This window comes from Steroidobacter flavus, from assembly GCF_042651805.1.
GTDB classification, from domain to species: domain Bacteria; phylum Pseudomonadota; class Gammaproteobacteria; order Steroidobacterales; family Steroidobacteraceae; genus Steroidobacter; species Steroidobacter flavus.
On the sequence record NZ_JBHSDU010000001.1, the window covers coordinates 483,076 to 506,806 of the forward strand.

General features: G+C 62.0%; 18 protein-coding genes. 6 read left to right on the forward strand and 12 right to left on the reverse strand.

Annotation, left to right across the window (positions count from 1 at the left end; genetic code table 11):
* Positions 1 to 74: 74 nt before the first annotated feature.
* From ACFPN2_RS01980 to ACFPN2_RS02025, 10 genes are all read right to left on the reverse strand, one after another.
* Entirely contained in the window at positions 75 to 803 is a 729-nt protein-coding gene (locus tag ACFPN2_RS01980) for an ABC transporter ATP-binding protein (protein WP_380594441.1), read from the reverse strand.
* A 144-nt stretch (positions 804 to 947) separates the two neighbouring features.
* Entirely contained in the window at positions 948 to 2,237 is a 1,290-nt protein-coding gene (locus ACFPN2_RS01985; RefSeq protein WP_380594443.1) for a hypothetical protein, read from the reverse strand.
* Positions 2,207 to 3,520 carry an APC family permease gene (locus ACFPN2_RS01990; protein WP_380594445.1) on the reverse strand — a complete coding sequence of 438 codons (1,314 nt, stop codon included), beginning with the start codon at positions 3,518 to 3,520 and terminating at the stop codon, positions 2,207 to 2,209. The genes ACFPN2_RS01985 and ACFPN2_RS01990 overlap by 31 nt, the downstream gene beginning before the upstream one ends.
* A gap of 72 nt (positions 3,521 to 3,592) precedes the next feature.
* Positions 3,593 to 5,020 (reverse strand): dihydrolipoyl dehydrogenase, encoded by a 1,428-nt coding sequence (lpdA, locus tag ACFPN2_RS01995; RefSeq protein ID WP_380594447.1) that lies wholly within the window; start codon positions 5,018 to 5,020, stop codon positions 3,593 to 3,595.
* 90 nt (positions 5,021 to 5,110) lie between these two features.
* A complete protein-coding gene (odhB, locus tag ACFPN2_RS02000) occupies positions 5,111 to 6,328 on the reverse strand; it encodes a 2-oxoglutarate dehydrogenase complex dihydrolipoyllysine-residue succinyltransferase (protein ID WP_380594449.1) in 1,218 nt (405 codons plus the stop codon).
* A gap of 26 nt (positions 6,329 to 6,354) precedes the next feature.
* The gene (locus tag ACFPN2_RS02005) at positions 6,355 to 9,234 is read right to left on the reverse strand and encodes a 2-oxoglutarate dehydrogenase E1 component (RefSeq protein WP_380594451.1); all 2,880 of its coding nucleotides are present in this window, start codon (positions 9,232 to 9,234) and stop codon (positions 6,355 to 6,357) included.
* Positions 9,235 to 9,461: 227 nt separating this feature from the next.
* Positions 9,462 to 10,937, reverse strand: coding sequence for a hypothetical protein (locus tag ACFPN2_RS02010; protein WP_380594453.1), 1,476 nt, complete (start codon positions 10,935 to 10,937; stop codon positions 9,462 to 9,464).
* Positions 10,927 to 12,420 (reverse strand): undecaprenyl-phosphate glucose phosphotransferase, encoded by a 1,494-nt coding sequence (locus ACFPN2_RS02015; RefSeq protein WP_380594455.1) that lies wholly within the window; start codon positions 12,418 to 12,420, stop codon positions 10,927 to 10,929. Before ACFPN2_RS02015 ends, ACFPN2_RS02010 begins: the two co-directional genes overlap by 11 nt.
* Before the next feature lie 191 nt (positions 12,421 to 12,611).
* Entirely contained in the window at positions 12,612 to 13,463 is an 852-nt protein-coding gene (locus ACFPN2_RS02020; protein WP_380594457.1) for an IclR family transcriptional regulator, read from the reverse strand.
* 49 nt (positions 13,464 to 13,512) lie between these two features.
* Entirely contained in the window at positions 13,513 to 15,171 is a 1,659-nt protein-coding gene (locus ACFPN2_RS02025) for a long-chain fatty acid--CoA ligase (RefSeq protein ID WP_380594459.1), read from the reverse strand.
* Between the two features lie 327 nt (positions 15,172 to 15,498).
* Between ACFPN2_RS02025 and ACFPN2_RS02030 the strand changes: the two genes are divergently transcribed.
* Together ACFPN2_RS02030 and ACFPN2_RS02035 are read left to right on the forward strand one after the other, a co-directional pair.
* Positions 15,499 to 16,698 (forward strand): acyl-CoA dehydrogenase family protein, encoded by a 1,200-nt coding sequence (locus ACFPN2_RS02030; protein WP_380594461.1) that lies wholly within the window; start codon positions 15,499 to 15,501, stop codon positions 16,696 to 16,698.
* A gap of 14 nt (positions 16,699 to 16,712) precedes the next feature.
* Entirely contained in the window at positions 16,713 to 17,855 is a 1,143-nt protein-coding gene (locus ACFPN2_RS02035; protein WP_380594463.1) for an acyl-CoA dehydrogenase family protein, read from the forward strand.
* 91 nt (positions 17,856 to 17,946) lie between these two features.
* Here ACFPN2_RS02035 and ACFPN2_RS02040 read toward each other — a convergent pair whose 3' ends face one another.
* The gene (locus tag ACFPN2_RS02040) at positions 17,947 to 18,591 is read right to left on the reverse strand and encodes a DUF6134 family protein (RefSeq protein WP_380594465.1); all 645 of its coding nucleotides are present in this window, start codon (positions 18,589 to 18,591) and stop codon (positions 17,947 to 17,949) included.
* 190 nt (positions 18,592 to 18,781) lie between these two features.
* On the opposite strand from ACFPN2_RS02040, the gene ACFPN2_RS02045 reads away from it, so the two are divergent.
* The 3 genes from ACFPN2_RS02045 (at position 18,782) to ACFPN2_RS02055 (ending at position 22,185) form a co-directional block, all read left to right on the forward strand.
* Complete coding sequence (locus ACFPN2_RS02045; RefSeq protein WP_380594467.1) at positions 18,782 to 20,491, forward strand: sensor domain-containing diguanylate cyclase; 1,710 nt, start codon at positions 18,782 to 18,784, stop codon at positions 20,489 to 20,491.
* 375 nt (positions 20,492 to 20,866) lie between these two features.
* A complete protein-coding gene (locus tag ACFPN2_RS02050) occupies positions 20,867 to 21,610 on the forward strand; it encodes a hypothetical protein (protein ID WP_380594469.1) in 744 nt (247 codons plus the stop codon).
* Positions 21,611 to 21,903: 293 nt separating this feature from the next.
* Positions 21,904 to 22,185, forward strand: a complete 282-nt coding sequence (locus tag ACFPN2_RS02055) for a hypothetical protein (RefSeq protein ID WP_380594471.1) — start codon at positions 21,904 to 21,906, stop codon at positions 22,183 to 22,185.
* On the opposite strand, the gene aac(3)-IV is transcribed toward ACFPN2_RS02055, so the two are convergent.
* Entirely contained in the window at positions 22,143 to 22,934 is a 792-nt protein-coding gene (gene aac(3)-IV / locus ACFPN2_RS02060; RefSeq protein ID WP_380594473.1) for an AAC(3)-IV family aminoglycoside N-acetyltransferase, read from the reverse strand. The two genes, ACFPN2_RS02055 and aac(3)-IV, sit on opposite strands and share 43 nt — an antisense overlap.
* Before the next feature lie 225 nt (positions 22,935 to 23,159).
* Here aac(3)-IV and ACFPN2_RS02065 point away from each other — a divergent pair, with 225 nt between their 5' ends.
* Positions 23,160 to 23,717, forward strand: coding sequence for a sigma-70 RNA polymerase sigma factor region 4 domain-containing protein (locus ACFPN2_RS02065; RefSeq protein ID WP_380594475.1), 558 nt, complete (start codon positions 23,160 to 23,162; stop codon positions 23,715 to 23,717).
* Positions 23,718 to 23,731 lie beyond the last annotated feature (14 nt).

Consider the following 23,731-nt stretch of genomic DNA (forward strand, 5'->3'; position numbering starts at 1 on the left):
CCGATGGCGCGTGCCGATCATCACCTGGTCGTTGCGTTATCGGCTGCTGCCAATCGGGCCGTCGTCGCCGGTCGTCAACTTGCGGCTTGTGCCAGGGCCGTTTCCATCGCACTGTCTCCTTGCACGCGGAACGCGGCAATCTCGGTTTCGCTCCACTCGCGAACGATGCGGCCGTCGATGAGCAAGGCCGCTTTGTCAGCGTAGTGCTCGACGATATCCAGTGAGTGTGTCGCGAGCAGTACGGCACAACGGCCGTCCGTCAGACGGTGCTGCAAGTGATGTTTGACCTGCAACGCACTCGCCGGATCGAGCCCGTTGAATGCCTCATCCAGCACGATCAGCGTCGGCTCGCCGAGCAGTGCGAGCAGGATGCAAAGTTTCTGTCTCGTACCCAGCGAATAGGTATCGACGAAGCTATCGAAATACCCCTCGAAGCGCAGCTCACGAGCCAGCGCCAACACATCCGCACTGATATCTCGCAGACCTTTCGCTTGAGCGTACACCTCGAGACACTGCCTTCCTGTTAGCAGCCCCGGCAATTGCTCGGGCGCACACGCATAACCAAGACGTTGCTTGGCTGCGAGTGGATCGGAAATCGCCGAATGCCCGGCGATCAATAAGTCACCCGATGACGGCGTGAGCGCCCCGCTGATACAACGTAACAACGTGCTCTTGCCGACGCCGTTCGGCCCGAGCAGGCAGAACCACTCACCCGCCGGCACCTGCAAACTCACACCGCTCAGCACTTCACGCTTGCCGTACTTGGCATGCACCTGACGGACATCGAGCACCATCGAAGTCATGTCTTTGCTCCCGAATGGCTGCAATGCCTCTCAACGCCGCAGCTGAGGGCACTACCTTCACGCGACGTCATGTCTTTACCCCGGCGCGTAGCTGCAAGATCGTCGCGAGAGCGGCGAACGCTGCAATCGACAGCGCGATCTTCGCTAGTGGCGAACGGCCGCGATAGTGATCGACCAGCGCGAAGCCGGAGATCGAGATGAACAACCCGACCCAGAGCGCCGCGGCCTGCAACGCCATGCCAATCGGCGCGCCAGCAGGACCATGCAGATAACCGCCAGCGCTACGCCGATACATTGATGAGCGAACGCTCGACGGGAGACTGACCAAACAAATCCCATCAACGTGATCGGCGTGGCCCGCAACCAGATGGCCGCCGACTTCGCGACGGTAGTCATCGCAGAGACCAGCGCGGCCAGGTAACTTGCAACGAAGTACATCGCCACAACGGATAACCCGGCAACTGCCGACGACCCGCCCTGCACCGCCAGCAACGCCGCGATCAGCACATACCGCGAGTTCTCCGGGCGGCTCCAGGATAGAACTTGAGCGATGGGCCAGCCGGCCAGGCCGGCTGAATCGGGCTGCATGCCGACACTTGTACATTCGGCCGCCCCATTCGCAGACGTCTCTGACGATTGCGAGATTTCGCACGTAGCCTGCTCGGGTCCGCTCAAGACCTGCTCACGTTGACGCGATGTCTGCTCGGGTTCGCTCGAGCCCTGGGTACGTTGACGTGACGTTTGCTCCGCTTCGCTCGAGTCCTGCGCACGTTGACGTGACGTTTGCGCGGGCTCGCTGGAGACCTGTGGTGGCTTGCCTGAGGACCGAGCGACGGCCGCACGACGAACGCGGGGCCGCGGCACGTATCGCGACGGCACGACGCCGGACGGTTGCGTGCGGCGAGCGGTCCACCATCCAATCACGCCACCAATAAACAATCCAGCGGCGGCGGCGCCTGCAACCTTTTCAGCAGAAGCGACGATGCCTTCAGTTGTGAGTGCGGCCAACGCAGGCACCATCACCACCATCACGACGAGCGCGCACAGAGGCAGGAGCACGCGAATCGCCTGCGATATGATCAAGCTTCGCGGCGGGATGGGCGTGGCGATGAGCCACGACTGCGACTTCGATTCTTCGAGCTGCCGTCGCCGCCCACTCACAGAGCTCGCCGCATAGACAGCCGCGACCGCCGCCAGCAACACCCAATACTCCGCGAGCGTCTCGACCGCACCGGCAACGCGCCCCGTCAACAAAAACACCAGCGCAACGACAACCGCGACAGCGCACAGAACGAGCAGCACAGCGCGAAGACCGTCGCCGCGCAGGCGCGACAGCGAATTCGCGACTCGCAGCCATTCAACCCAGAGCGCCGGATGCCGGCGCAGGAAGGTCGGCGCGGGCGTTATGCGGTCTGAGCGGCCTTCAGTCGCCACGTTCTCAGCCCGTACAGAACGAACACCACGACCAGCACGATCGCCAACGCCACGAATTGCTCGAGCGTCACGGTCTCATAGAACAACCAGGACAACGACAGGCACGCGGCGATGGGCACCAGCGGGCCGCCGGGCGTGAGGTACGGCTCGCCATCGGTACGAATATCTTTCTTCCGCAGCACATACGCCGCGATGGCGCACAGGAAATACAGCATCAACGCCGACAGATTCGCGAAGATGGTCAGCGTCTCATAGGTGCCGGACAAGGCAATCGAAGCCACGATCACGCCATAGATGATGATGGCTTTGTGCGGGCTATGAAACGTCGGATGAACCGCGGTCAGGATGGGCGGCAGGAACCGGTCGCGGCTCATCGCAAACAAGCCGCGCGGTTCCGACAACACATTCGCGCTCAGATAGCCGAACATCGAAATCACCGCGCCCACGACCAGAATCGTGCGACCGACCGGCCCGACGATCGACCCGGCCGCGCTCGCCAGCGGGGTCGTGCGATCGTGCGCCAGGTCCGTTCCCATCACGCCGAGCGCGACAAACTGAATCGCCAGATATAACAACGTCGCCGCCCCCAGCGCCATGAACGCCGCACGCGGCACGGTCTTGGCGGGATTCTTCACTTCGCCGCTGGGCATCAGCGAGCCTTCGATGCCCGAGAACGCGAAGATCACGATGCCAGCCGTGCCCAGCACGGTGCTGGCTTCAGGCACGGCGGTCCAGGCCAGATTCGACGGCTCGATGAAGAACGCACCGATGAATACGAACGCCAGCAGCGGTAACAATTTGGCCACCGTGACCGCCTCGATGACCCGCGCGCCGGTCTTCACACCGCGATAGTTGATCGCGACCAGCGTACCGACCAGCAACACCACGACAACCTTATAGACCCAGCTCGGGCTGCCGGGCGCCAGGGTCAGAATGGATCGGGCGAGAACGTTACAAACACCCGCGGCCGCCGAGGTGCCCGTGGCCAGCACCAGACATCCGGCCACGAAGCCCCACATCGGTCCGATCGCCGTTTCCACATAGGCATACGGCCCACCGGTCGCCGAGACCCGGCTGCCCGCTTCGGCGAAACACATCACGACCAGGCCAATGATGATCGCGCAGGCCACATAGGCCAACGGCGCGGCGGTCCCCAACTGGAGCACGGCGAATGCCGGCAGCACGAAAATGCCGCTGCCCACCGTGTAGTTGAAGATGGTTGCCGCCAGCTGGCGGGTGCCGAGCTCGCGGGATAGCAGTGCGTCGGGATTGGAGTTGTGCATCGGCCGGAGAATAGCCGATGGCGCGGAAGCCGGACAAAGGGGACAGATTTAAAACCTGTCCCCTATCCAGGATTATCGGTTCGGGAAGTCGATCGCGATCTTGTCCGCCGCCAGGGCCGCTTCGTGCACGGCCTCGGACAGGGTCGGATGCGCATGAATCGTCCGCTGCAGGTCCTCGGTGCTCGCCGAGTACTCCATCGCCAGTACGGCTTCGGCGATCAGCTCGCCGGCCATCGGGCCGATGATGTGCACGCCCAGGATCTCGTCGTCATCCGTGGCGGCGACGATCTTCGCGAAGCCGGCGGTGGCTTCCATCGCGCGGGCGCGGCCGCTAGCGAGGAACGGGAACGAGCCGACCTTGTAAGCACGGCCGCTCTTCTTCACTTCCTCTTCGGTTTGGCCGACCCAGGCGATTTCGGGCGCGGTGTAAATCACGGAAGGAATCGTCTTGTAATTCACTTCGGCGATCTTGCCGGCGATCAGGTCGGCGACCATCACGCCCTCTTCCTTGCCCTTGTGCGCGAGCATCGGGCCACGTACCACGTCACCGACCGCCCACACATTGGCCACGTCGGTCTTGCAGTCGTGATCGACCTTGATGAAACCGCGCTCATCGATCTGCACGCCGGTGCCGTCACCGAGCAGATCTTTGGTGAACGGACGACGGCCGATGGCGACCACGACCTTGTCGACTTCGAGGGTCTGTTCGCCCTTGGCGTCGGTGTACTTCAGCTTCACGCCGCTGGCCGACTTGTCGGCGCCGCTGACCTTCGCGCCCAGGCGAATGTCGAGGCCGAGCTTCTTGAAATGCTTGAGCGCTTCCTTGGACACAGCGCCATCGGCGGCCGGCAGGAAGGAATCGAGCGCTTCGAGCACCACGACTTCCGAGCCCAGACGACGCCACACGCTGCCCAGTTCCAGACCGATCACGCCGGCACCGACCACGCACAAACGCTTCGGCACGGAATCGAATTCCAATGCACCCCAGGAGTCGACGATCTGCTTGCCGTCGAACGGCACGCTCTTCAATTCAGTGGGCGAGGAGCCGGACGCGATGATGACGTGCTTGGCGGTGAGCTCTTCCTTCTTACCGTCCTTGCCGGTGAACTCGACCTTGTTGCCCTTGAGCAGCTTGCCGTGACCTTGCAGACCAGTGACGCCAGCGGCTTTGAACAGCGCGGTGATGCCCTGAGTCGAGGCCTTCACGATGCCGGCGCGACGCTTCTGCATCGTCGCGACATCGACCGACACGTCGCCGACTTTGATGCCGTGAACCGCGAACTCGTGCTGAGCACGATGCACCAGCTCCGAAGACTCGAGCAGCGCCTTGGAAGGAATACAGCCGGCGTTCAAGCAGGTGCCGCCGAAGGCATACGAGCCATCTTTGTTCACCCACTCGTCGATACAAGCCACTTTCAACTTGTTTTGACCGGCACGAATGGCCGCGGGATAGCCGGCGGGACCGCCGCCGATGACGATGACGTCGTATTCAGAAGACATGCGAGCTCCGCGATGCTTATTTCTTTAGAAGTGGAAATGGGGACGAGCTAGGGCGCTGCAAGGGACAGCGCCCTAGTCATGAATCGAGTGTTACAGCTGCAGCAGCAGGCGCGCCGGATCTTCCAGCGCATCCTTGATCGCCACCAGGAACTGCACCGACTCGCGACCGTCGACGATGCGATGGTCGTAAGTGAGCGCCAGGTACATCATCGGGCGGATCTTGATCTCGCCGTCGACCACCATCGGGCGCTCCTGGATCTTGTGCATGCCGAGGATGGCGACCTGCGGCGGATTCAGGATGGGCGTCGACATCAGCGAGCCGAACACGCCACCGTTGGTGATCGTGAACGTGCCGCCGGTCAGCTCTTCCAGAGAGATCGAGCCGTCGCGAGCCTTCTTCGCGTAGTCGCCCACGGCCTGTTCGAGCTCCGCGAAGCTCAGCGCTTCGGCGTTACGGATCACCGGCACCATCAAGCCGCGCTCGGTGGAGACGGCCACGCCGAAGTCGTAGTACTCGTGATACACGACGTCGTTGCCGTCGATGGACGCATTCACCGCCGGGAACTTACGCAGCGCTTCGATCGCGGCCTTGATGAAGAACGAGCTGAAGCCCAGCTTCACGCCGTGCGCCTTCTCGAACTTGTCCTTGTAGCGGGCGCGGATTTCGTTCACCGCCGTCAGATCGACTTCGTTGAACGTCGTCAGCATCGCCGCAGTGGACTGCGCCTGAATCAAACGCTCGGCGATACGAGCGCGCAGACGAGTCATCGGCACGCGCTGTTCGTTGCGCGAACCGACGGCCGCCGGCAACTTGACTGCCGGTGCCTTGGCAGGAGCCTTCGCTTCGGCCGGAGCCGCCGACTTGCCCGCCAGGTGTTGAATCACATCGCCCTTGCTCACGCGACCATCGCGGCCGCTGCCAGCGATCTGACCGGCATCGAGCTTGTGCTCTTCGACCATGCGCTTCGCCGACGGAGCAAGCTTGCCGCCGGTGGCAGCAGCAGCCTTCGTTTCAGCCGCAGCCGGAGCTTCAGCCTTGGCAGCAGCAGGAGCGGCGGCAACCGCGCCCTCGCCCGCTTCCAGAATCGCCAGCACCTGACCGCTCGTCACAGTCGCGCCGTTCGCGACCTTCAACTCCTTGATCACACCGGCCGACGGCGCCGGCACTTCCAGCACGACTTTGTCGGTTTCCAGATCGACCAGATTCTCATCGCGGCTGACGGCCTCGCCGGGCTTCTTGTGCCAGGACACCAGGGTAGCGTCGGTAACGGACTCGGGCAGTTGCGGGACTTTGATTTCGATTGTCATCACTTGATCCTGTTATTGCTCGCGGCTTACTTGTTCGCGGCCTTCAGGCGCGTGGTATGCCGGAGGGATTCTTCGGTGCTGGTGGAACGCAGCGCGGCGTCGACCAGCGCCTGCTGTTGTTCCTGGTGCATCTGGGCGATGCCGGTGGCGGGAGCGGCCGCGGGAGCGCGACCTGCGTACAGCAGCTGATGATCCTTCGACAGCGACTCCTGCAGACGATGGCGGATCTGATACCAGGCGCCCTGATTCTGCGGCTCTTCCTGACACCAGACGATTTCCTTCGCGTTCGGGTACTTCTTGATGATCGCCGCGTATTCCTCGCCCGGGAACGGATACAACTGTTCCACGCGCACGATGGCGATGTTGTGCAAGCCGTCGCCGCGACGCGAGTCGAGCAGATCGAAATAGACCTTGCCCGAGCAGAACACGACGCGCGTGACCTTCGACGCTTGAATGTCATCGACCTCGTCGATGACGGTACGGAACGAGCCCTGTGTGAGATCGTCCAGCTGCGACACGGACAGCTTGTGACGAAGCAGGCTCTTCGGCGTCATGATGACCAGCGGCTTGCGGAAGCTCTGCTTCATCTGACGACGCAGCATGTGGAACATCTGCGCCGGCGTCGACGGCACGCATACCTGCATGTTCTGCTCGGCGCACAACTGCAGGAAGCGCTCCAGACGCGCGGAGGAATGTTCCGGGCCCTGACCTTCATAGCCATGCGGCAACATCATGGTGAGTCCGCACAGGCGGCCCCACTTGGCTTCGCCGGAGCTGATGAACTGGTCGATGATGACCTGCGCGCCGTTGACGAAGTCGCCGAACTGAGCTTCCCAGATTGTCAGGCTGTTCGGCTCGGTGGTCGAGAAGCCGTACTCGAAGCCGAGCACCGCTTCTTCAGACAGGAACGAGTCATACACGTCGAAGCGCGGCTGGCTCGGCGCCAGGTGCTGCAACGGAATGTAGTTCTCGACGCTGTTCTGGTCGTGCCACACGGCGTGACGATGGAAGAATGTGCCGCGGCCGCTGTCCTGGCCGATCAAGCGCACTTCATAACCTTCGGTCAGCAACGTCGCGTACGCGAGGTTCTCGGCGAAGCCCCAGTCGAGCGGCAACTGGCCGGCCGTCATCTTCTCGCGATCCTGGACGATCTTCGCGACCTGACGGTGCAGCGTGAGATTCGACGGCAACGTGGTGAGCTGGGTGGCCAGCTCGCGCAACTGCTCGATGCGCACGCCGGTCTTGACCGTCTCGGTGAGATCGACGTTGTGATATTTGGTCCAGTCGACGGTGTGCTTGTTGCCGATCAGGCCGAGCGACTGCTTGGCCTGCGACTTGCCCTCGTCCATCTCGCGACGATACTGATCGACCATCGCGTCGGCATCCGACATCGCGATCACCTTCTCGGCGACCAGGCGTTCGGCATAGATCTGCCGCGGCGTCTTGTGAGCGCGGATCTTCGAGTACATCACCGGCTGCGTGGCCGATGGCTCATCCGACTCGTTGTGACCCAGGCGGCGATAGCAGACCAGATCGATCACGACGTCTTTATGGAACGTCATGCGGTAATCGAGCGCGAGGCGCGTGACGAATGCCACCGCTTCGACGTCATCGCCGTTCACGTGGAAGATCGGCGCTTCGATCATCTTCGCCACGTCGCTGCAGTACATGGTCGAGCGCGCATCTTCGGGCTTGGAGATGGTGAAGCCGACCTGGTTGTTGATGATCACGTGCACCGTGCCGCCGGTGTAGAAACCGCGCACCTGTGACATCTGCAACGTTTCCATCACGACGCCCTGACCCGCGAAAGCGGCGTCGCCGTGAATCAACAGTGCCACGACCTTGTCGCCCTTGGCATCGCTACGGCGCTGCTGACGGGCACGCACCGAGCCTTCGACCACCGGGTTCACGACTTCGAGGTGCGAGGGGTTGAACGCCATCGCCACGTGCACGTTGCCGGCCGGGGTCTTGATGTCGGTCGAGAAGCCCTTGTGGTACTTCACGTCGCCCGAACCCTGCATGTGGTTGGTGTCGTAGATGCCTTCGAACTCGGAGAACAGCTTCTGCGGCGACTTGCCGACCACGTTCACCAGCAGGTTCAAGCGGCCGCGGTGGGCCATGCCGATGACCATTTCTTCGACACCGCGCAGGCCGCCCTGTTGAATCAGGTCGTCGACCAGCGGCACCAGCGCGTCGCCGCCTTCCAGCGAGAAGCGCTTCTGCGCCGGATACTTGGTGGCGAGATAACGCTCGAGACCTTCGGCCGCGGTCAGATGACGCAGGAACGTCTTCTTCTCCTCGCTGGAGTAGCGATTCGTGACCCGGCCTTCCTGGAAGCGATTCTGCAACCACAGACGCTCGGTCGAATTGGACACGTGCGCGAATTCGGCGCCGATGGTGCCGCAGTAGATCTGGCGCAGCTGAGCGACGATGTCCTTCAGCTTCATGCGCTTCGGGATCGCATCGGTGCGGCTGCCGGTGAAGAACTCGGTCTCCAGATCGGCGTTGCTCAGACCGAAGTGCGACAGCTCGAGCACTTCGGGCACCGGGCGCTTCATCAGACCCAGCGGGTCGATGTCCGCGACCAGGTGACCCCGGTTCGAGTAGACCTGCACCAGTCGAGCTACAGCGCCCTGCTTGGCAGCGGCATCGCTCGATACGGAAACAGGGGCCGAAGCGGCCGGTGCACCGATCGAGTAGGCACGCTTCGCGAGAGCGTCGCGAATCGGGCCGTGCGCGACATCGGTCGTGCCGCCTGCTTTGCCGAGGCCAGCGAAATAGTCGCGCCACTTGGGCTCGACCGACGCCGGGTCAGCAAGGAATTGTTCGTAGAGAGATTCGACGTAGGGGGCGTTGCCAGCCCCGAGAGGCGTAGAGTCGAGCAAAGCTCGCAAAGAGTCGCTCATTGCGCTCGCAAGTTCCTGTTAGAACTGAGGAAGGTTTGGCCCCACTGGGCCGTATACAGCACTTTAGAGGGCCGGTAGTGTAGCCGAACCACGCTGCGGTTGAGAAACGCAGTGTGATAAGTCGCGTGCTTAGCGAGATCGAATTCACACCTTGACCCCGCCGGAGCCTCGGTCAACAGCCTGTCCATCCTGGTGCAAGATGGGGTCGACGGCCCGAATTTCAGCGGCTACGCGGCGGGTTTTTGACGAGGCGGCCGGGGAAATCGGGCGACTTTCGCGGCTTCACCGCCCACCGTCGCCGAATTGCGACTGGTGGCGACGATGCGATCCGCGCCGACGACCGTCGCGCCGGGAGGAATGTCGCGGGTCACGACTGCGTTAGCGCCGATCGTCGCGCCCTTGCCGATGCGCACGTCACCCAGAATGCGTGCGCCCGCGCCGATGACGACGTCATCGCCAATGACGGGAGCAATGTTGGGATCGCCATCGCGACTGCCGATCATGACCTGCTGCATGATCGTAACTCGGTGACCGATGACAGCCTGTCGGTGCAAGACGATGCCGTACGGATGCGGCATGTGGACGTCGGCTGGCAAGCGGCAATGGATGTCGCTATTGAAGAGCACGCGGATCAGCTTGCTCAGCGCCGGCACGTGTCGCCGGCAAAAGAACAGCAACACGTCCGTCGACGCGGGATTGTCTTTGCTCGTGTCCGGCAGGCCTAGGCGTCGAGCGGTACGACTCGCAAGCTGCGCGACAATCGCTCTCTCCGCCTCCGCACACACTTCATCGATGGGCTGCTCGGCGTCGAGCACGACCACGTCTTCACGACGCCGAAGCACTTTGCGGTATTCGCTGCGCAGTCTCGCAGCCTCCTCCGCTGCCACTTCACGCGTTCGGGTCTGCAGGACTTCGGAAGGCACATCGAAGACGAGCCACAGCTCGGGCCGCGGAATCCAGGGCAACAGCCAGCGAGCCAGCCGGCGCGAGCGATCGATCCGGTAGTAGCCCGGGTCGACGAGGATGTCGTCGAAGTAGCGGTTCGACACCACCATGGTCGAGGCCACCAGCTTGGGACGGATCTGCCACCAATAGCCCAACCAATAGTCGGCGACGAACATCATCAGCTTGGCCATGGTGCCGAGTCGGCCCCGAGGTACGCGCGACTCCGGATCGACCGGCACCGGTCGCATGATGTGCGGTCGAAGCTCCATTCGATGAGCTGCCAGGAACGGTGCGAGCGGTCGGGCGCCCAGATGCTCGACCACGCTGGTGCGACCGCTGCCATCGGGACCGATACACGCGATCAGCAGTCCCGACGGCTCGCGCCAGCGTCGCCAGTCGTCGCGCTTTCGTTGCCACCACGTGCCCTGCTTCGCGGCGTGCCGCTTCACATGCAAAGCCATGAAGTCGGGTCGCTGCTGCTCGTTGAGCCAGCTGAGCAGGAACAGCTCATCGCTGCCCCGGCACCAGTGATGCACCAGTTGCATCTCGTGCCGGCGACAAAATTCATTCAATACTGGAGGCAATAACGGCAAAGTTTCTGAAGCCACGACAATCGTCGCGGTGAGCTGCACGCCCGAGCAAGCCTCGTCGGCCGGCTCATCCGAGACCACGTGCTCGATCGGCTCCGTCTGCAAATAACGAAGCAGCGCGGCGAGTCGGATCTCGCCGGCATCACTCACATTCGGATCAGTACGCATTACGGTCGCGCCACACCAGCGAAGCGGTCCGGAACAGAATGGTGAGGTCCAGGCCCAGCGACCAGTTACGCAGATAGTCGAGGTCGAACTCGACCCGACGCTGCATCTTGTCGACTGTGTCGGTCTCACCGCGCAGGCCGTTCACCTGCGCCCAGCCTGTGATTCCCGGCCGCACTTTGTGGCGGAGCATGTAGCCTTCGATGATGCGGCGATATTCCTCGTTATGAGCAACGGCATGCGGCCGCGGGCCGACCAGGCTCATCGAGCCGAGGAACACATTAAAGAGTTGCGGCAGCTCATCAAGCGATGTCCGCCGTAGAAAACCGCCGAAGCGGGTCACGCGCGGATCGTTCTTTTGAGCCTGCGTGACTTTGGCGCCGTCCTCGCACACCGTCATGCTTCGAAACTTGAATACGTTGATGGCTTCGCCGTACATGCCGTAACGCCGCTGGCGGAACAGGATGGGGCCCGGCGAGCTGAGCCGCACCCCGAGCGCAATCGCGAGCAACAGCGGCCAGAGCATCAGCAGCAGCACCGATGAGAACACGATGTCACTGGCCCGCTTGATCACGCCGTCGAGACCCGCGAACGGCGACTCGCATACGGCCAGCATCGGAATTCCGTCGATGTCACAAACGCGGGCCTGAATCAGATCGAACATGAAGATGTCAGGCACGAAGTACACGGACGCGGTCGTGTCCTTCAATTCTTCGAGCAACTTGTTGACGCGTTCGTCGGCCCGCATCGGCAGACAGATATAAATGTTGCTGACGGCGTTGATCCGCACGTAATTGACGATGTCCGCCATGCCGCCGAGCAATTGTTCCTGAGGCATGTCAGGCAACCGCGCGGTATCGCGATCGTCGAAGAAGCCTTTGAACCGGCCCAGATGCGGATGGGCCAGCAAACGACGGGCCAGACGTGAGCCGGCTTCGTTCGCACCGATGATCACATGGCTCTGTTGAATCTTGCCGCGCAGGGCGGAGAACGCCGTGTAACGACGCAACCCCGCCTCCGCCGCCACGACCACAAACGGCGTGATTGCAAACCAAGTAAGAATTACCCGTCGCGAGAAAGTCTCAGTGACTTTGAATGCAAAGGCCATCAGCAACAGCGCCGCCGATACCAGCAGCCACTCGGCGAAGATCCGATGCTGAAGCAGATTGGTCAGTCCATTGCGGGCCGAGCAATCCATCACAGGTTCGCTGACGATTTGCGAGGCGATCAGAAACGCGAGCGCGGCCAGAGCAAAATAGGACGGCGTCAGTTCCTGCGAAAACAGGAAAACACAGACCATCAGCGACAGCACGATCACCGATGGATTCAAAACGTGTCGAAGCAGAGCGACAGTCGGCGGCTCCGACGTGCCACGATGAACGCGCTGGTTGCGACGACGAAGCGCCATGCTCATATCGAGCGAAGCATGCGCAGCGGAGCCGCGCGAATCAGCGCGTGAATTCTCTGCTTGAACTGATTCGCGCATGACTCGCCGATCACTTACCAAATTACCAACAGCTGCCTTGTAACTGGCGTTGCTGCACAAAAGTTCCAGCTTGCATGGGCGTCGGCTGGCAGCTACGTCTCAAGTCGATGACACCCTGGTTACAGCGCACAAAAGAAAACGGCGCGCACCTTCCGATGCGCGCCGTTCATATCAATCGCGAGTCGAACGGATCAGGCGCGGGCTTGACCCAAGCCTTCTTCGATCCGGCGCACGAGTTCCACCAGCCGCGGCCGCACGTCGTTGAGCAAATATTCCTGTGACACCTTGAAAGCTGGCGCCCCGCAGTTGATGGACATCGGCGGCAGACCGTTACCCGGCCGGAAGCCGACGGCGATCCCATTCACATCGGGCTGCCATTCGCCGAACGAGCTGCACACGCCCAGCTCCGAATACATGGCCAGCGCTTTGTCGATGCCCTGCTTCAAGCCCGGCCACGCCAGATGATCCAGTTCTTTCAATTGATCGAGCAGATCCGCGCGCTCGGTGTCGCTGCAAACGGCCAGGTACGCTCGACCGATCGCTGACGTCGCGAGCGGCAGACGCATGCCCACTTCCATATTTAATGAGAGCACGGCGTTGCCCTTGCAGACTTCGACACACACCATGCTGAGTCGCTGACGCGCGCCCAGTGCCACCGAGGTGCCAGTCGCATCCGCGAGTTCCTGCATCAGCGGACGAGCCAGATCGCGCACTTCGAAGCGACCGAGCACCGCGCTGCCCAGCGCCAGCGTCGCCGTGCCGAGGCGATACTTACCCGACTCCTTTACATAGTGGAGATAGCCGAGCTTGGTGAGCGTGTAAGTCAGGCGGGACACTGTCGACTTGGGCAGTCGACAACGTTCGGAGATGTCCTGATTGCCCAGCAACCGGCTGCCGCTACGGAAGCACGACAACACGTCCAGGCCGCGCGATAACGCGGTGACGAAATGCCGGTCCTGTTTGCCCACGTGGGGTTTCGGCGCGGCGCTGGCCGCTCCGGTGGTCTCGATCATGCGGGTCGTTTCTGATGCTCTGGTCGCCATAAAATGTTCCCCAGCTGGTTCGTACTACCTTGTTCGATTCGGAATCCGCTCAAGCCCGCGCCAACTCCGCTTCCTGCAACTGACGCCATTGCACTTTGCCGGTCGCCGACTTGGGTAGCGCATCGACAAACTCGATCACCCGCGGATGTTTGTAAGTCGCCATGTTCTGGCGGGTCCACTCGATGATCTCTGCTTCGCTCACTTTGCCTTTGTGACTGGCACGCAGCACCACGACGGCTTTCACCGTCTCGCCGCGATGGGCATCCTTGGCCGCGATCACACAGGCTTCCTGGATGGCCGGATGCTTGTACATCTGCGCCTCGATCTCGGCCGGCCACACCTTGAAGCCCGAACAGTTGATCATTCGCTTCAGCCGGTCGACCAGGAAGAAATACCCGTCCTCATCGACATAGCCCAGGTCGCCGGTCCGGAAGAACTTCTTGCCCTCGAGCGTGACGAAGGCCGCCTCGGTGGCTTCCGGATTGCGCCAGTAGCCCTGAAAAATCTGCGGCCCGTGGGTGACGATTTCGCCGACCGTGCCCTGCTCCACTTCCTTCAATGTTTCAGGGTCGATGATGCGCGAGTCGGTGTTGAAGATCGGCACGCCGAGACACTGACGCTTGGGCCGGTGCGGCGGGTTCACGTGCGTCGGCGCGATGGTCTCGGTCAAGCCGTAACCTTCGATGTACGGCGAGCCGATCAACTGCTGCAAACGTTCGCCCACAGCGGCCGGCATGGCCGCGCCGCCGCCGCTCACTTTGATCAGCGACGACAGGTCATATTGATCGAGCTTCGGATTGGCGAGAAAGTCGATGACCATGGTCGCGATCGCGGTCCAGGACATCAGCTTGTTCCGTTGGATCAGCTCGGCCGCGACATCGCGATCCCAACGACACATCAACACAATGGTGCCACCGTAGAACATCGGCGCGTTCATGCCGCCCTGCATGCTGGTGACATGGAAGAACGGCAGCACCACCAGCTGACTGGTATCGGAGTTACCGCCGAACCAGAACGCATTGGTGAGCAAGGTGTGCATCACGTTGCGATGGCTGAGCATGCAGCCTTTCGGCCGGCCGGTCGTGCCGGAGCTGTAAGGAATCACGCAGAGATCATCGGGGCCGGTGGTCAACGGTCCAGGCGTGCGCTTCGCCGCCAGCGCATCCACCCACAAAGTCACATTCGCATCCGAGATCGGCTGTCTCGGCGCGCTCACGACCTCGGGCATGCGCAGATCGGTTTTCGGATCGATGTAATCGCTGTAGGCCGCGACGATGGCGCGATCGAGCTTGCCCAGCAGCGGCTGCAGCTGCGGATAAACTTCCTGGGCCACCAGGGCGACTTTGGCGCCGCTGTCTTGAAGATAATGCTCGAGCTCGGCGGTGACACTCATCGGGTTCACCGGCACGACGATCGCGTTCGCTCGCAAAACGCCGTAGTAAGCCAGGATGAACTGCGGACTGTTCTGCATCACCAGCAGCACCCGGTCGCCAGCTTTGACGCCGCAGTCCTGCTGGAGATAACCCGCGAGACGCTCTGCTTCGTCCTTGAACCGCGCATAGCTCAGCGGTGCCTCGAAGAAGATCAGATACGGCTTGTCTGGATAGCGAGCAGCGGAAACCTCCACGTTATAAAAGAGGTTGGTCGCCGGCGCGGTGATATTGCGTGGCAGGCCGACAGGCCAAAAATCGAAATGCTTTTGGGACATGCTCCCCATCCCCCCACTGATCCTTTTCAAGGTGGCCCGGCACCCTCATCGGTCTTCTGCACACTCGCCGTCGATTCCACAATGCGGGCGTCCGTTCTGCTCGAAAATTATCACACCCGCACTGCGCAACCAAGCCGCGCGTCCGTCAAGGTATGTGAGCATGCATTGCCAGGCAAGGACCCTTCGGGAGGAAATGCGCCCTGACAGCGCGAGACCGCATTAACCTCGCCGAAGTTTCGCTCGGTTGCGAATAGAAAGGTCGAGCCCCTATCATGCCGATCTGCATCGAGAATTATTGTTCTGCATAGCAGTCATCACAGGTTGCCCATGGATTTGAACTTCACTCCCGCCGAGCTGGCATTTCGCGACGAAGTCCGCCAGTTCCTGCGTGATCAGCTCCCAGTGGACATAGCGCAGCGGGTCAAGAATGGCCTCGCGCTTCGAGCTCAGGACTACACCCGCTGGCAAAAACTCCTGTATCAGCGCGGTTGGGGCGCGCCGGGGTGGCCGAAGCAATTCGGCGGACCGGGCTGGGGTCCGGTCGAAATGCATATATTCGATGAGGAAGCCGCCGCGGCCGGCGCGCCTCGGACCATCCCATTCGGTTTGAAGATGGTGGCGCCGGTGATCATGGCGTTTGGCTCGCCCGCTCAACAGCAACGTTTCCTGCCCGGAATCATCAGCGGCGAAGTGTGGTGGTGCCAGGGCTATTCCGAGCCGGGCGCGGGCTCCGATCTCGCCTCGCTCAAGACGCGCGCCGAGCGCCAGGGCGATCATTACATCGTCAACGGCCAGAAGACCTGGAACACGCTCGGCCAGTACGCCGACTGGATTTTCTGCCTGGTGCGCACCGATCCGAACGCCCCCAAGCAACAGCAAGGCATCTCGTTCCTGCTGATCGACATGAAGACCCCGGGCATCACCGTGCGCCCCATCATCACCATGGACGGCGCGCACGAAGTCAACGAGGTCTGGTTCGAGAACGTCAAAGTGCCGGTCGAGAACCGCATCGGCGAAGAAAACAAAGGCTGGACCTACGCCAAATTCCTGCTCGGCCATGAGCGCACCAACATCGCCGGCGTCGGCGCGTCCAAGCGCGAGCTGGGCCGCTTGAAAGACATCGCGCGCAAAGAAACAAAGAACGGCCGCCCGCTCTTGGAAGATCCGCTGTTCGCCGCGCGCGTCGCGCAGGTCGAGATGGAGCTGATGGCGCTCGAGATCACCAATCTGCGCGCCCTGTCGGCTGAATCGGAGAAGCGCGCCCCGGGACCGGAAGCGTCCATTCTCAAGATCAAAGGCACCGAGATTCAGCAGGCCTTGAGCGAGCTGATGATGTATGCGGTCGGCTCGTACGCCCTGCCGTTCGAGCGACGCTCCATCGAGGAAGGCGATCTGGCGAGCGTCGCCGGCCCCGAATACGCCGCGCCGCTGGCCGCGACCTACTGCAACGTCCGCAAGGTCACGATCTACGGCGGCTCCAACGAAATTCAGCGCAACATCATTTCCCAGATGATTCTGGGTCTCTAAGAACGAGACAGATCATGGATTTCAATTTCAGCGATGAACAGCAGCTGCTGGCCGATACCGTCCAGCGCTTCGTCCGCGACAACTATTCGTTCGAAGCCCGGCGCGGCATTCTGCAGGGAAAGGACGGCTGGAGCCGCGATCTATGGAAAGAGATTGCGAACCTCGGCCTCACCGCGCTCAACGTTCCCGAAGAGCATGGCGGCCTGGGCAACGGCCCGGTGGAAACGATGTTGGTAATGAACGCACTGGGCGAAGGTCTGGTGGTCGAGCCGTTCCTGGCCGCCGCCGTGATCGCGCCGGTGTTTCTGACTCAGATTGGTGACAAGGCTGCGGCCGAGCAGCTGCTCCCTAACATCGCCTCGGGCGAGCGCATCGTCATCCTGGCGCATCAAGAGCCGCAGACGCGCGGCGAGCTCAATCACGTCGCGACCCGCGCCGAGAAAACATCCAGCGGTTATGTGATCGACGGTCTCAAGAACGTGATCATTGGCGGCGGCGCCGCGGACGAATTACTCGTCAGCGCACGTACCAGCGGCCGCACGGGCGACACCGACGGGATCAGCGTGTTTCGGATCGATCCCAAAGCGGCGGGCGTTACGGTCAAGGACTACGGCACGATCGACGGCCTGCGCGCCGCTGACATCGCGCTGAAGAAAGTATCGGTGCCCGCCTCGGCTCTGGTGGGCGCGGAAGGCAAGGCGTTCACTGCCATCGAGGCCGCTCACGATCAGGCCCTGAGCGCGCTGTGCGCCGAGGCCGTGGGCGTCATGAAAGCGGTGAATGCCACAACGCTCGACTACACCAAGAACCGCAAGCAGTTCGGTCAGCCGATCGCGAAGTTCCAGGTGCTCCAGCATCGGATGGCGGACATGTTCCTGCACGGCGAGCAGGCGCGCTCGATGAGCTATCTCGCGGCGATCAAATGTGTCGATCCGGATGCGGGCGAGCGGCGCCGGGCGTTGTCGGCCGCCAAAGTGATCATCGGTCAGGCCGGTCGGTTCATCGGTCAGCAGGCCGTGCAGCTCCATGGCGGCATGGGCATGACCGAGGAGTTGATGGTGAGTCATTACTTCAAGCGCCTGACCGCCATCGATCTGACGCTGGGAGATGCGGACTTTCACACTCAGCAGTTCATCGCGTCCGCCAACGCGAACTGACCCGCCCCGACATACGGGCGAGCGGCCTTCGCTCGCCCGCGCCCCCCGCACGATCGTCAGCTCGCGGCGCCGACCGAGCTTCGGGATGGGCTCATTTCAACTTATAGATCAGCTTCTGGCCGCGCTTGGTCCTCGACTCCAGCGCCAGCCATTCCTGTTTCTCCGAATACCACAGATCGATCGACAGCTTCTCGCTGCGCAGCTCGTAGCGGCGCGCCGGCGTCTTCACGCCGCGCACATCGATGGCGTCGACGCCAGCATCGGTGATCTTGACCTTCACCCACTCGCCATCCTGTGAGTTGAGCAGCTCCGTCTGCTGCAACATCGCGGGATTCCAGTAAGCAAACGTGAGCACGCACTCGCTCAGTCGCTGCGTGCCTTCGAGCGTCTGCACGACCGTCTCGCCGTCCCGACGCTGCACGTCGACGCGATGTTTCTCGCCGTTGTCATCGGTGGTCGACGACAGTTTCGTCACGCAATCGCCATTCCAATGTTCTACGTCGTGATGGTCGTACGTGTACGCAGTCACGAACAGCAGCTTGACCGCCATGCGCGCCTCGCTCGTGAGCTCGCGCCCGCCATCGCGCTCGACCAGATCGAAGCGGTGCGTGCCGATCTCCTTCTGATCCAGGAACACCCGGAAGTCCCAGGTCTGATTGGCCGACGCGGGCATCGCCCCCGCCGCGAGCAACGCCGCCACGAGGCCGCGTCCGAAAATCTTACCGATCCAGCGCATTGTCATAACCAAGATGGGGCAACCTGAACGGAAGGTTCGGCGCCCGCACCGGTTTGGATGCCCGATACAAATCGTTATGCGTCCCCAAATATTGCCGGTGTATCCCATGTTAAGCTTCGCGCCGTTCCCTGCGGGGGGAAGCCGGCCGTACCGGCGCCGTTGGGACGTCATCGGGCTGGGGAGGCAAATCGTGCGTGAATGGTTGGCCACGTGGCTGCTGGCGCTGGGCGCCTGCCTGCTGGCCCTGCCGTCTTCGGGCAGCGCTGCGGCTACGGTCGTCGCGAGCGGCACCGGCCTGCGAGTCGACCTGCTCGACCCGACCACGGGCGATGTCAGCATCGACGAATTGACCGGCGGCACGCTCGACCCGCGCTTCCAACCTTTCGATCCCGCCGCCGCTCGCAAGCGCGACGGTGCGTTCTGGCTACGACTTCGCGCCGAAGAAAACTCCACGCCCGGCGCCGTCCCGACGCTCAACATCAGCAAGAGCCGGCATCTACAAATCCAGGCCTACACCGTCGAGGGCGGCCACACGGTGCCGCTGCGAACAGCGACTTATCTGCCGGGCTTCCGTGGCATGCATCAGCAGGTGTTCGCCCTGCCCGATCGGCTGACCGAAGGTCAGCTGCTGTACGTTCACATCGATCCGCAAGGCCAGGGCTGGGAAGGACTGATGTTCTCGGTCTCCACGCTCGAACAAACACTCGCGACCGGCGCCGAGCACGCACGCATGATCGCCCTCGCCTTCGGCGCCTTGATGGCGATGGCATTCTCGTCGTTACTGATCTGGCTGGTGCTCTCCGATCGGCTGCTGCTGTTTTACGCGACGCTGTTCTCTTTGCAGGCGTTATATGTCGCCTATCTCTCCGGCCAGGGCTTCGAATGGCCGGTGCTCGAGCTGGGCGCCTCGGTTATGTCTTACACATGGAATGTCACGGCCGCGCTGAGCGGCGCGGCCGCGTGTCTATTTGTACGTGAGATCGCCGAGTTGCGGCTCTATTCGCCCAAGGTCTATTCGATCTTCGGCTGGATGGCCGGCACGTTCGTGGTGCTGGCATTCGCCAATCTCGCTCAACACATCGGTCTGGGCGGTGTGGTGGCGGCGATCGGCAACCTGGTGTTCCTGGGCTCGGCGATCTTCACCCTGGTCGTCGCCTTCCTGGCCTGGCAGCGAAACAACCGGGCCGCGGGCTGGTTCCTGATCGCCTGGGGATTGCTCGAAGGCTTCACCATCGCGACCGCCATTCGACTGCTGCTCACCGACCCCGAAGGCGCCGAAGGCCTGCTGTATTACGGCCTGCCGTTGTCGATGGTCGCCGCCGCTGTGCTGATCGCACTCGGCGTGGCGGATCGGCTGCGCGATCAGCGGCTCGCGCTGTCGGATGCTGAAAAGCGGGCGCAGACCGATCCGCTCACCGGCGTGCTGAATCGACGCTCGCTGGTGGAACGACTCGAAGCGGCCTGCCTGCGCGCACGGGCGCGCGGCCTGCCGATCGCGCTGTTGTTCATCGATCTCGATCACTTCAAGGAGATCAACGACACCCGCGGGCACCAGGCCGGCGATGCCTGTCTGCGCGCCATCATCGATCCCATCCACGCCGAGCTGCGTCAGTCGGATGTCATCGGTCGGTATGGCGGCGAGGAGTTCGTGGTCATTTTGAGCAGCGCCGACATCGCGGCCGCCGGCCCCATCGCCGAGCGCATCCGTCATCGGGTCGCCGACGTGCGGGTCGAGGGCTTCGGCGACCCGATCCGGGTGACCTGTAGCATCGGAGTGGCAACGAGCGACACCCTCGGCGTCTGGGGCGAGCACCTCATCGCTCGCGCGGATGAGGCCGTCTATGATGCAAAAAGGTCAGGTCGGAACCGGGTTCAGATCGCCGGAGCGCTCACGGCGTGAGCTCAAGGTCCAACGGATTCTGCCGACCCAGGGGTTGCGGCTCGCGCACCGGTGCGAGCGCCCCACGGACAATAATTTTTTCGCCTAAGCCTTGGATTTTTCAGGCCCCGCCCCACTTTTGGGGAGCGCCCCGAGGCAGTGCGGCTACATCCGTGCCGGCCGTTTGAGGCGAACTGGAAGCGAATTGAGTCCGAATCTGAGCCCCGATTGAGCGAATTTCACGGTGAAACCCGTGTTAGAGGCGGCCCCAGCGGCCGCGTTTTGGCATACAATCCGCGCCCCGAAAAACTCCCTCTGCCTGATCTGTCCAATTATTGGCCTCAATGGCGAGCTAACGTTTTGTCTACTCCCCGTAACCAACCCCAGGAAGTGAATGTGGAACAAGCGCAACTTGAGCTGCAGTTGAAAGTTTGGAAAGAGCTTGCGATCAGCAAGCAGATTTTGATGCGGTCGGCGACCGATGCCTTGAAGCTGGATCCCAACTGCTCTCAGGATGAACTCAAAGTAGCGCTTGACGCAGTCATCAAGAAGATCGCCGAGGCCGACACGAGCGTCGCCGTCGCCCGTCAGGACGCCAAACTGGCGATCGCCGAGATGGAGAGGAAGCTGCAGGTCGCCGAGAAGGCCCGCGCTGTGGCCGAAGCCGCCTCGCAGGAAATCCGCGTCGCGCAGGAGAACGCCACTCGGCAGATCGAGATCGAGCGCGCCAACTTCACTAAAGAAATGCAGCAGATGAAGAGCGTCGTGTCCGAGAAGGACAAGACGGTCAAGGCCATCAACGCCGCATTGGCGGACACGCCCGAGAACGTGGTGAAGAAGCTCAAGGCGCTGCGCAAGGAGAAGCAGGACGAGGCCGATGGCCGCCGTCAGGCCGAATCCAACATGGCGACGCTGCGCAAGGAAAAGCAGCAGACCGACGAGCAGCTCACCAAGGCCAACGACAAGAACGCCAAGCTGGTGACCGCGTACACCGAGACGCATGCCCTGGCGAGCAAGCTGCACGAGCAGCTCAAGCCGTTGCTGACGGACGAGAAGGACCTGCCGGCGCTGCCCGAGCTCGACAAGAGCCTGACCGAAGAAGCCAAGGACGAGCCCAAGGGCAAGAACGGCAAGAAGTAAGCTGGCGAAAACGCGTCATTTGCTCCAATGGCGCGTATACGCAACAGCAATGACATGCGGCGGCTGGAGTTGAGACACAGCCGCGCATCGTCCGCTAAGCCCGCGTAATCTCACACTTCGTCCGGCTATAACTTAGGTTATTCCTGGCCGCTCGCGAGCGCGTCTGACCTGTTGCGTTGACGCGCTGACAACAATTGTCGCCGATCTCCTACGGAAAACCGATTGTAAAACGGCCGCCGGCAGGCATATGGTTTGAACCTCTCACAACAGCGAATAAGCGGACGGAGGTTCTCATGTACGCCACTGTCATTCCCGCGGGCACGCTGACCATCCGAGCCGCCGCCGACGACACCATGAGTTGCGAGTTGTGGCTCAACGACGATTTCGTCGGCTCGTTTCCGTCGGCGGACGCGGCGGCGCAAAGCGTGAGTCATCACAGCAGCGGCTGCGAGCTGATCGACGACACCGGGGCCGAGCTGCCGCCGAGCATCGATTCGTGGCAATGGATCAGCGTCTCGTCGAAAGCCGCCAATCAACCGGTGTTCTTGATGAAAGGGGCCATGCCGACCGTTTGACGAGCTTCATCGCACTCCTCGCATCCCGCGCCGACGGGATGAAGAAATAACAGCGGGTCCCTGGATAGATATTCGAGCGCGACACTAACCAGGTCGCGCGATCTGACGAGACGGGCGTGCGCCTGCCCTACTCGCCCTTCCGCCTGTAACTGCCGGGCCCGCAGCCAATCGTCTGCCAGCGCGAAGCGCACACAACAGTGATTGTTCTCGCCGTAGTCGATACGAGTCGGCCGGCCGTGCTCGAGCACCGTGCAATAGCTCGGCGTTCGATAGGGAACGCCGGCGATGAGCTCCGCCAGATGCAACGTGGTGTTTGCGTCGTGACCTACGCCAAGTAACAACACCTGACCGTCCAGATCGTGCACGCGACCCACCGGGCTCGCTGGAATGTGTGGAGGCAACGGCAAGGGATCGGCGGTGATGACTTCCGCCTGCGGGCCGAGCGCCGCGAACGCATGGAAATGATCGCTGCGACGAACGCCCGGCAATCGCCAGAATGTTTGCGCGACGACACCGAGATCCTTAGCGCTAGGCGTCGTGCGCGCATCGAACGGTTCGTCATCCAACTCGGTCCACGACGGCATCACCAATGTGCCCTCGGGACCCAATACATCGCACAAAGCATCTATCAAACCGAGCGGGCCACGCTCGATCGGACGAACCGCACGAAACGACGTATGCACAAGTAACACGCCACCGCGTGTGACTCCCAGGCGCCGCAGCTGATCGGCCGTCTCGAATATATTCATCGCACAAGTATCCGACACGCGCACAGAAAACATTGGCCGCGCACGAAGCCGCGATTGCTTATCTGCTGCGATGAACCTCCCATCAGTACTTCCACCAGCTTCCCTTACTTCAAATCGCTGGTTTTTCAGTGAAACGGGCGAATCGGACGCCTTCCCTGCGTATTGTGCAATACTGCCGAAATCCTCTAAGTTACGTTTTGGCGTCATATACCTCAGGCCAAGCCAATGATGCAGGCAATCGAAGAAGAGATGAGGTCGCTGCGTCGCAAGATGCTTCACTGGCTGGAGCGCTTCGGCTGGCAACGCGGACCCGAATCCATCGCCAGCGCCCGGCTCGCCCGGGACCTCGGACTTCCCAACGATGCGGTCAGTCGCATCCTGGACCGTACCGCCGCCGATCTGCGCAAGCTTTCGGTCACCGAGTCCGACGACGTCGATGCCCGGCCCATCATCGATCGCGCCGTCGCCGAGCTCGCCAAGCTGGGATTTCAGTCGCGCCCGTTCGAGGAAGCGACGATGGAGCGTTATCTGCGGGAATTGCCGGAGCGCGATTATCAGATCCTGCGCTACTTCAAGCTCGGCAAGAAACATAGCGAGATCGCCGCGCTCATGGACACCAACATCGACACGGTGCGCGCTTCGCTGGTGAAGACCTATGCCGATCTCAGAGTCAGAATGATCGCCACCGACGACGATGGCGGCGGCATCCCGACCAACCCGGTGCCGTACTCGAAAACCTTCGTCAAGCAACCGCTCAAGCAAACATCTTTCGGTCAGAGCTGACCCGACCGTATATC

What these genes read in the sequence shown, in the direction of transcription:
- ACFPN2_RS01980 (WP_380594441.1), bottom strand. Translation starts at nt 803, where the DNA reads ATGACTTCGATGGTGCTCGATGTCCGTCAGGTGCATGCCAAGTACGGC.
- ACFPN2_RS02055 (WP_380594471.1), top strand. Translation starts at nt 21,904, where the DNA reads ATGTACGCCACTGTCATTCCCGCGGGCACGCTGACCATCCGAGCCGCC.
- lpdA (WP_380594447.1), bottom strand. Translation starts at nt 5,020, where the DNA reads ATGTCTTCTGAATACGACGTCATCGTCATCGGCGGCGGTCCCGCCGGC.
- ACFPN2_RS02030 (WP_380594461.1), top strand. Translation starts at nt 15,499, where the DNA reads ATGGATTTGAACTTCACTCCCGCCGAGCTGGCATTTCGCGACGAAGTC.
- ACFPN2_RS02065 (WP_380594475.1), top strand. Translation starts at nt 23,160, where the DNA reads ATGATGCAGGCAATCGAAGAAGAGATGAGGTCGCTGCGTCGCAAGATG.
- ACFPN2_RS02005 (WP_380594451.1), bottom strand. Translation starts at nt 9,234, where the DNA reads ATGAGCGACTCTTTGCGAGCTTTGCTCGACTCTACGCCTCTCGGGGCT.
- ACFPN2_RS02015 (WP_380594455.1), bottom strand. Translation starts at nt 12,420, where the DNA reads ATGCGCGAATCAGTTCAAGCAGAGAATTCACGCGCTGATTCGCGCGGC.
- ACFPN2_RS02040 (WP_380594465.1), bottom strand. Translation starts at nt 18,591, where the DNA reads ATGCGCTGGATCGGTAAGATTTTCGGACGCGGCCTCGTGGCGGCGTTG.
- ACFPN2_RS02025 (WP_380594459.1), bottom strand. Translation starts at nt 15,171, where the DNA reads ATGTCCCAAAAGCATTTCGATTTTTGGCCTGTCGGCCTGCCACGCAAT.
- ACFPN2_RS02010 (WP_380594453.1), bottom strand. Translation starts at nt 10,937, where the DNA reads ATGCGTACTGATCCGAATGTGAGTGATGCCGGCGAGATCCGACTCGCC.
- ACFPN2_RS02020 (WP_380594457.1), bottom strand. Translation starts at nt 13,463, where the DNA reads ATGGCGACCAGAGCATCAGAAACGACCCGCATGATCGAGACCACCGGA.
- odhB (WP_380594449.1), bottom strand. Translation starts at nt 6,328, where the DNA reads ATGACAATCGAAATCAAAGTCCCGCAACTGCCCGAGTCCGTTACCGAC.
- ACFPN2_RS01990 (WP_380594445.1), bottom strand. Translation starts at nt 3,520, where the DNA reads ATGCACAACTCCAATCCCGACGCACTGCTATCCCGCGAGCTCGGCACC.
- ACFPN2_RS02035 (WP_380594463.1), top strand. Translation starts at nt 16,713, where the DNA reads ATGGATTTCAATTTCAGCGATGAACAGCAGCTGCTGGCCGATACCGTC.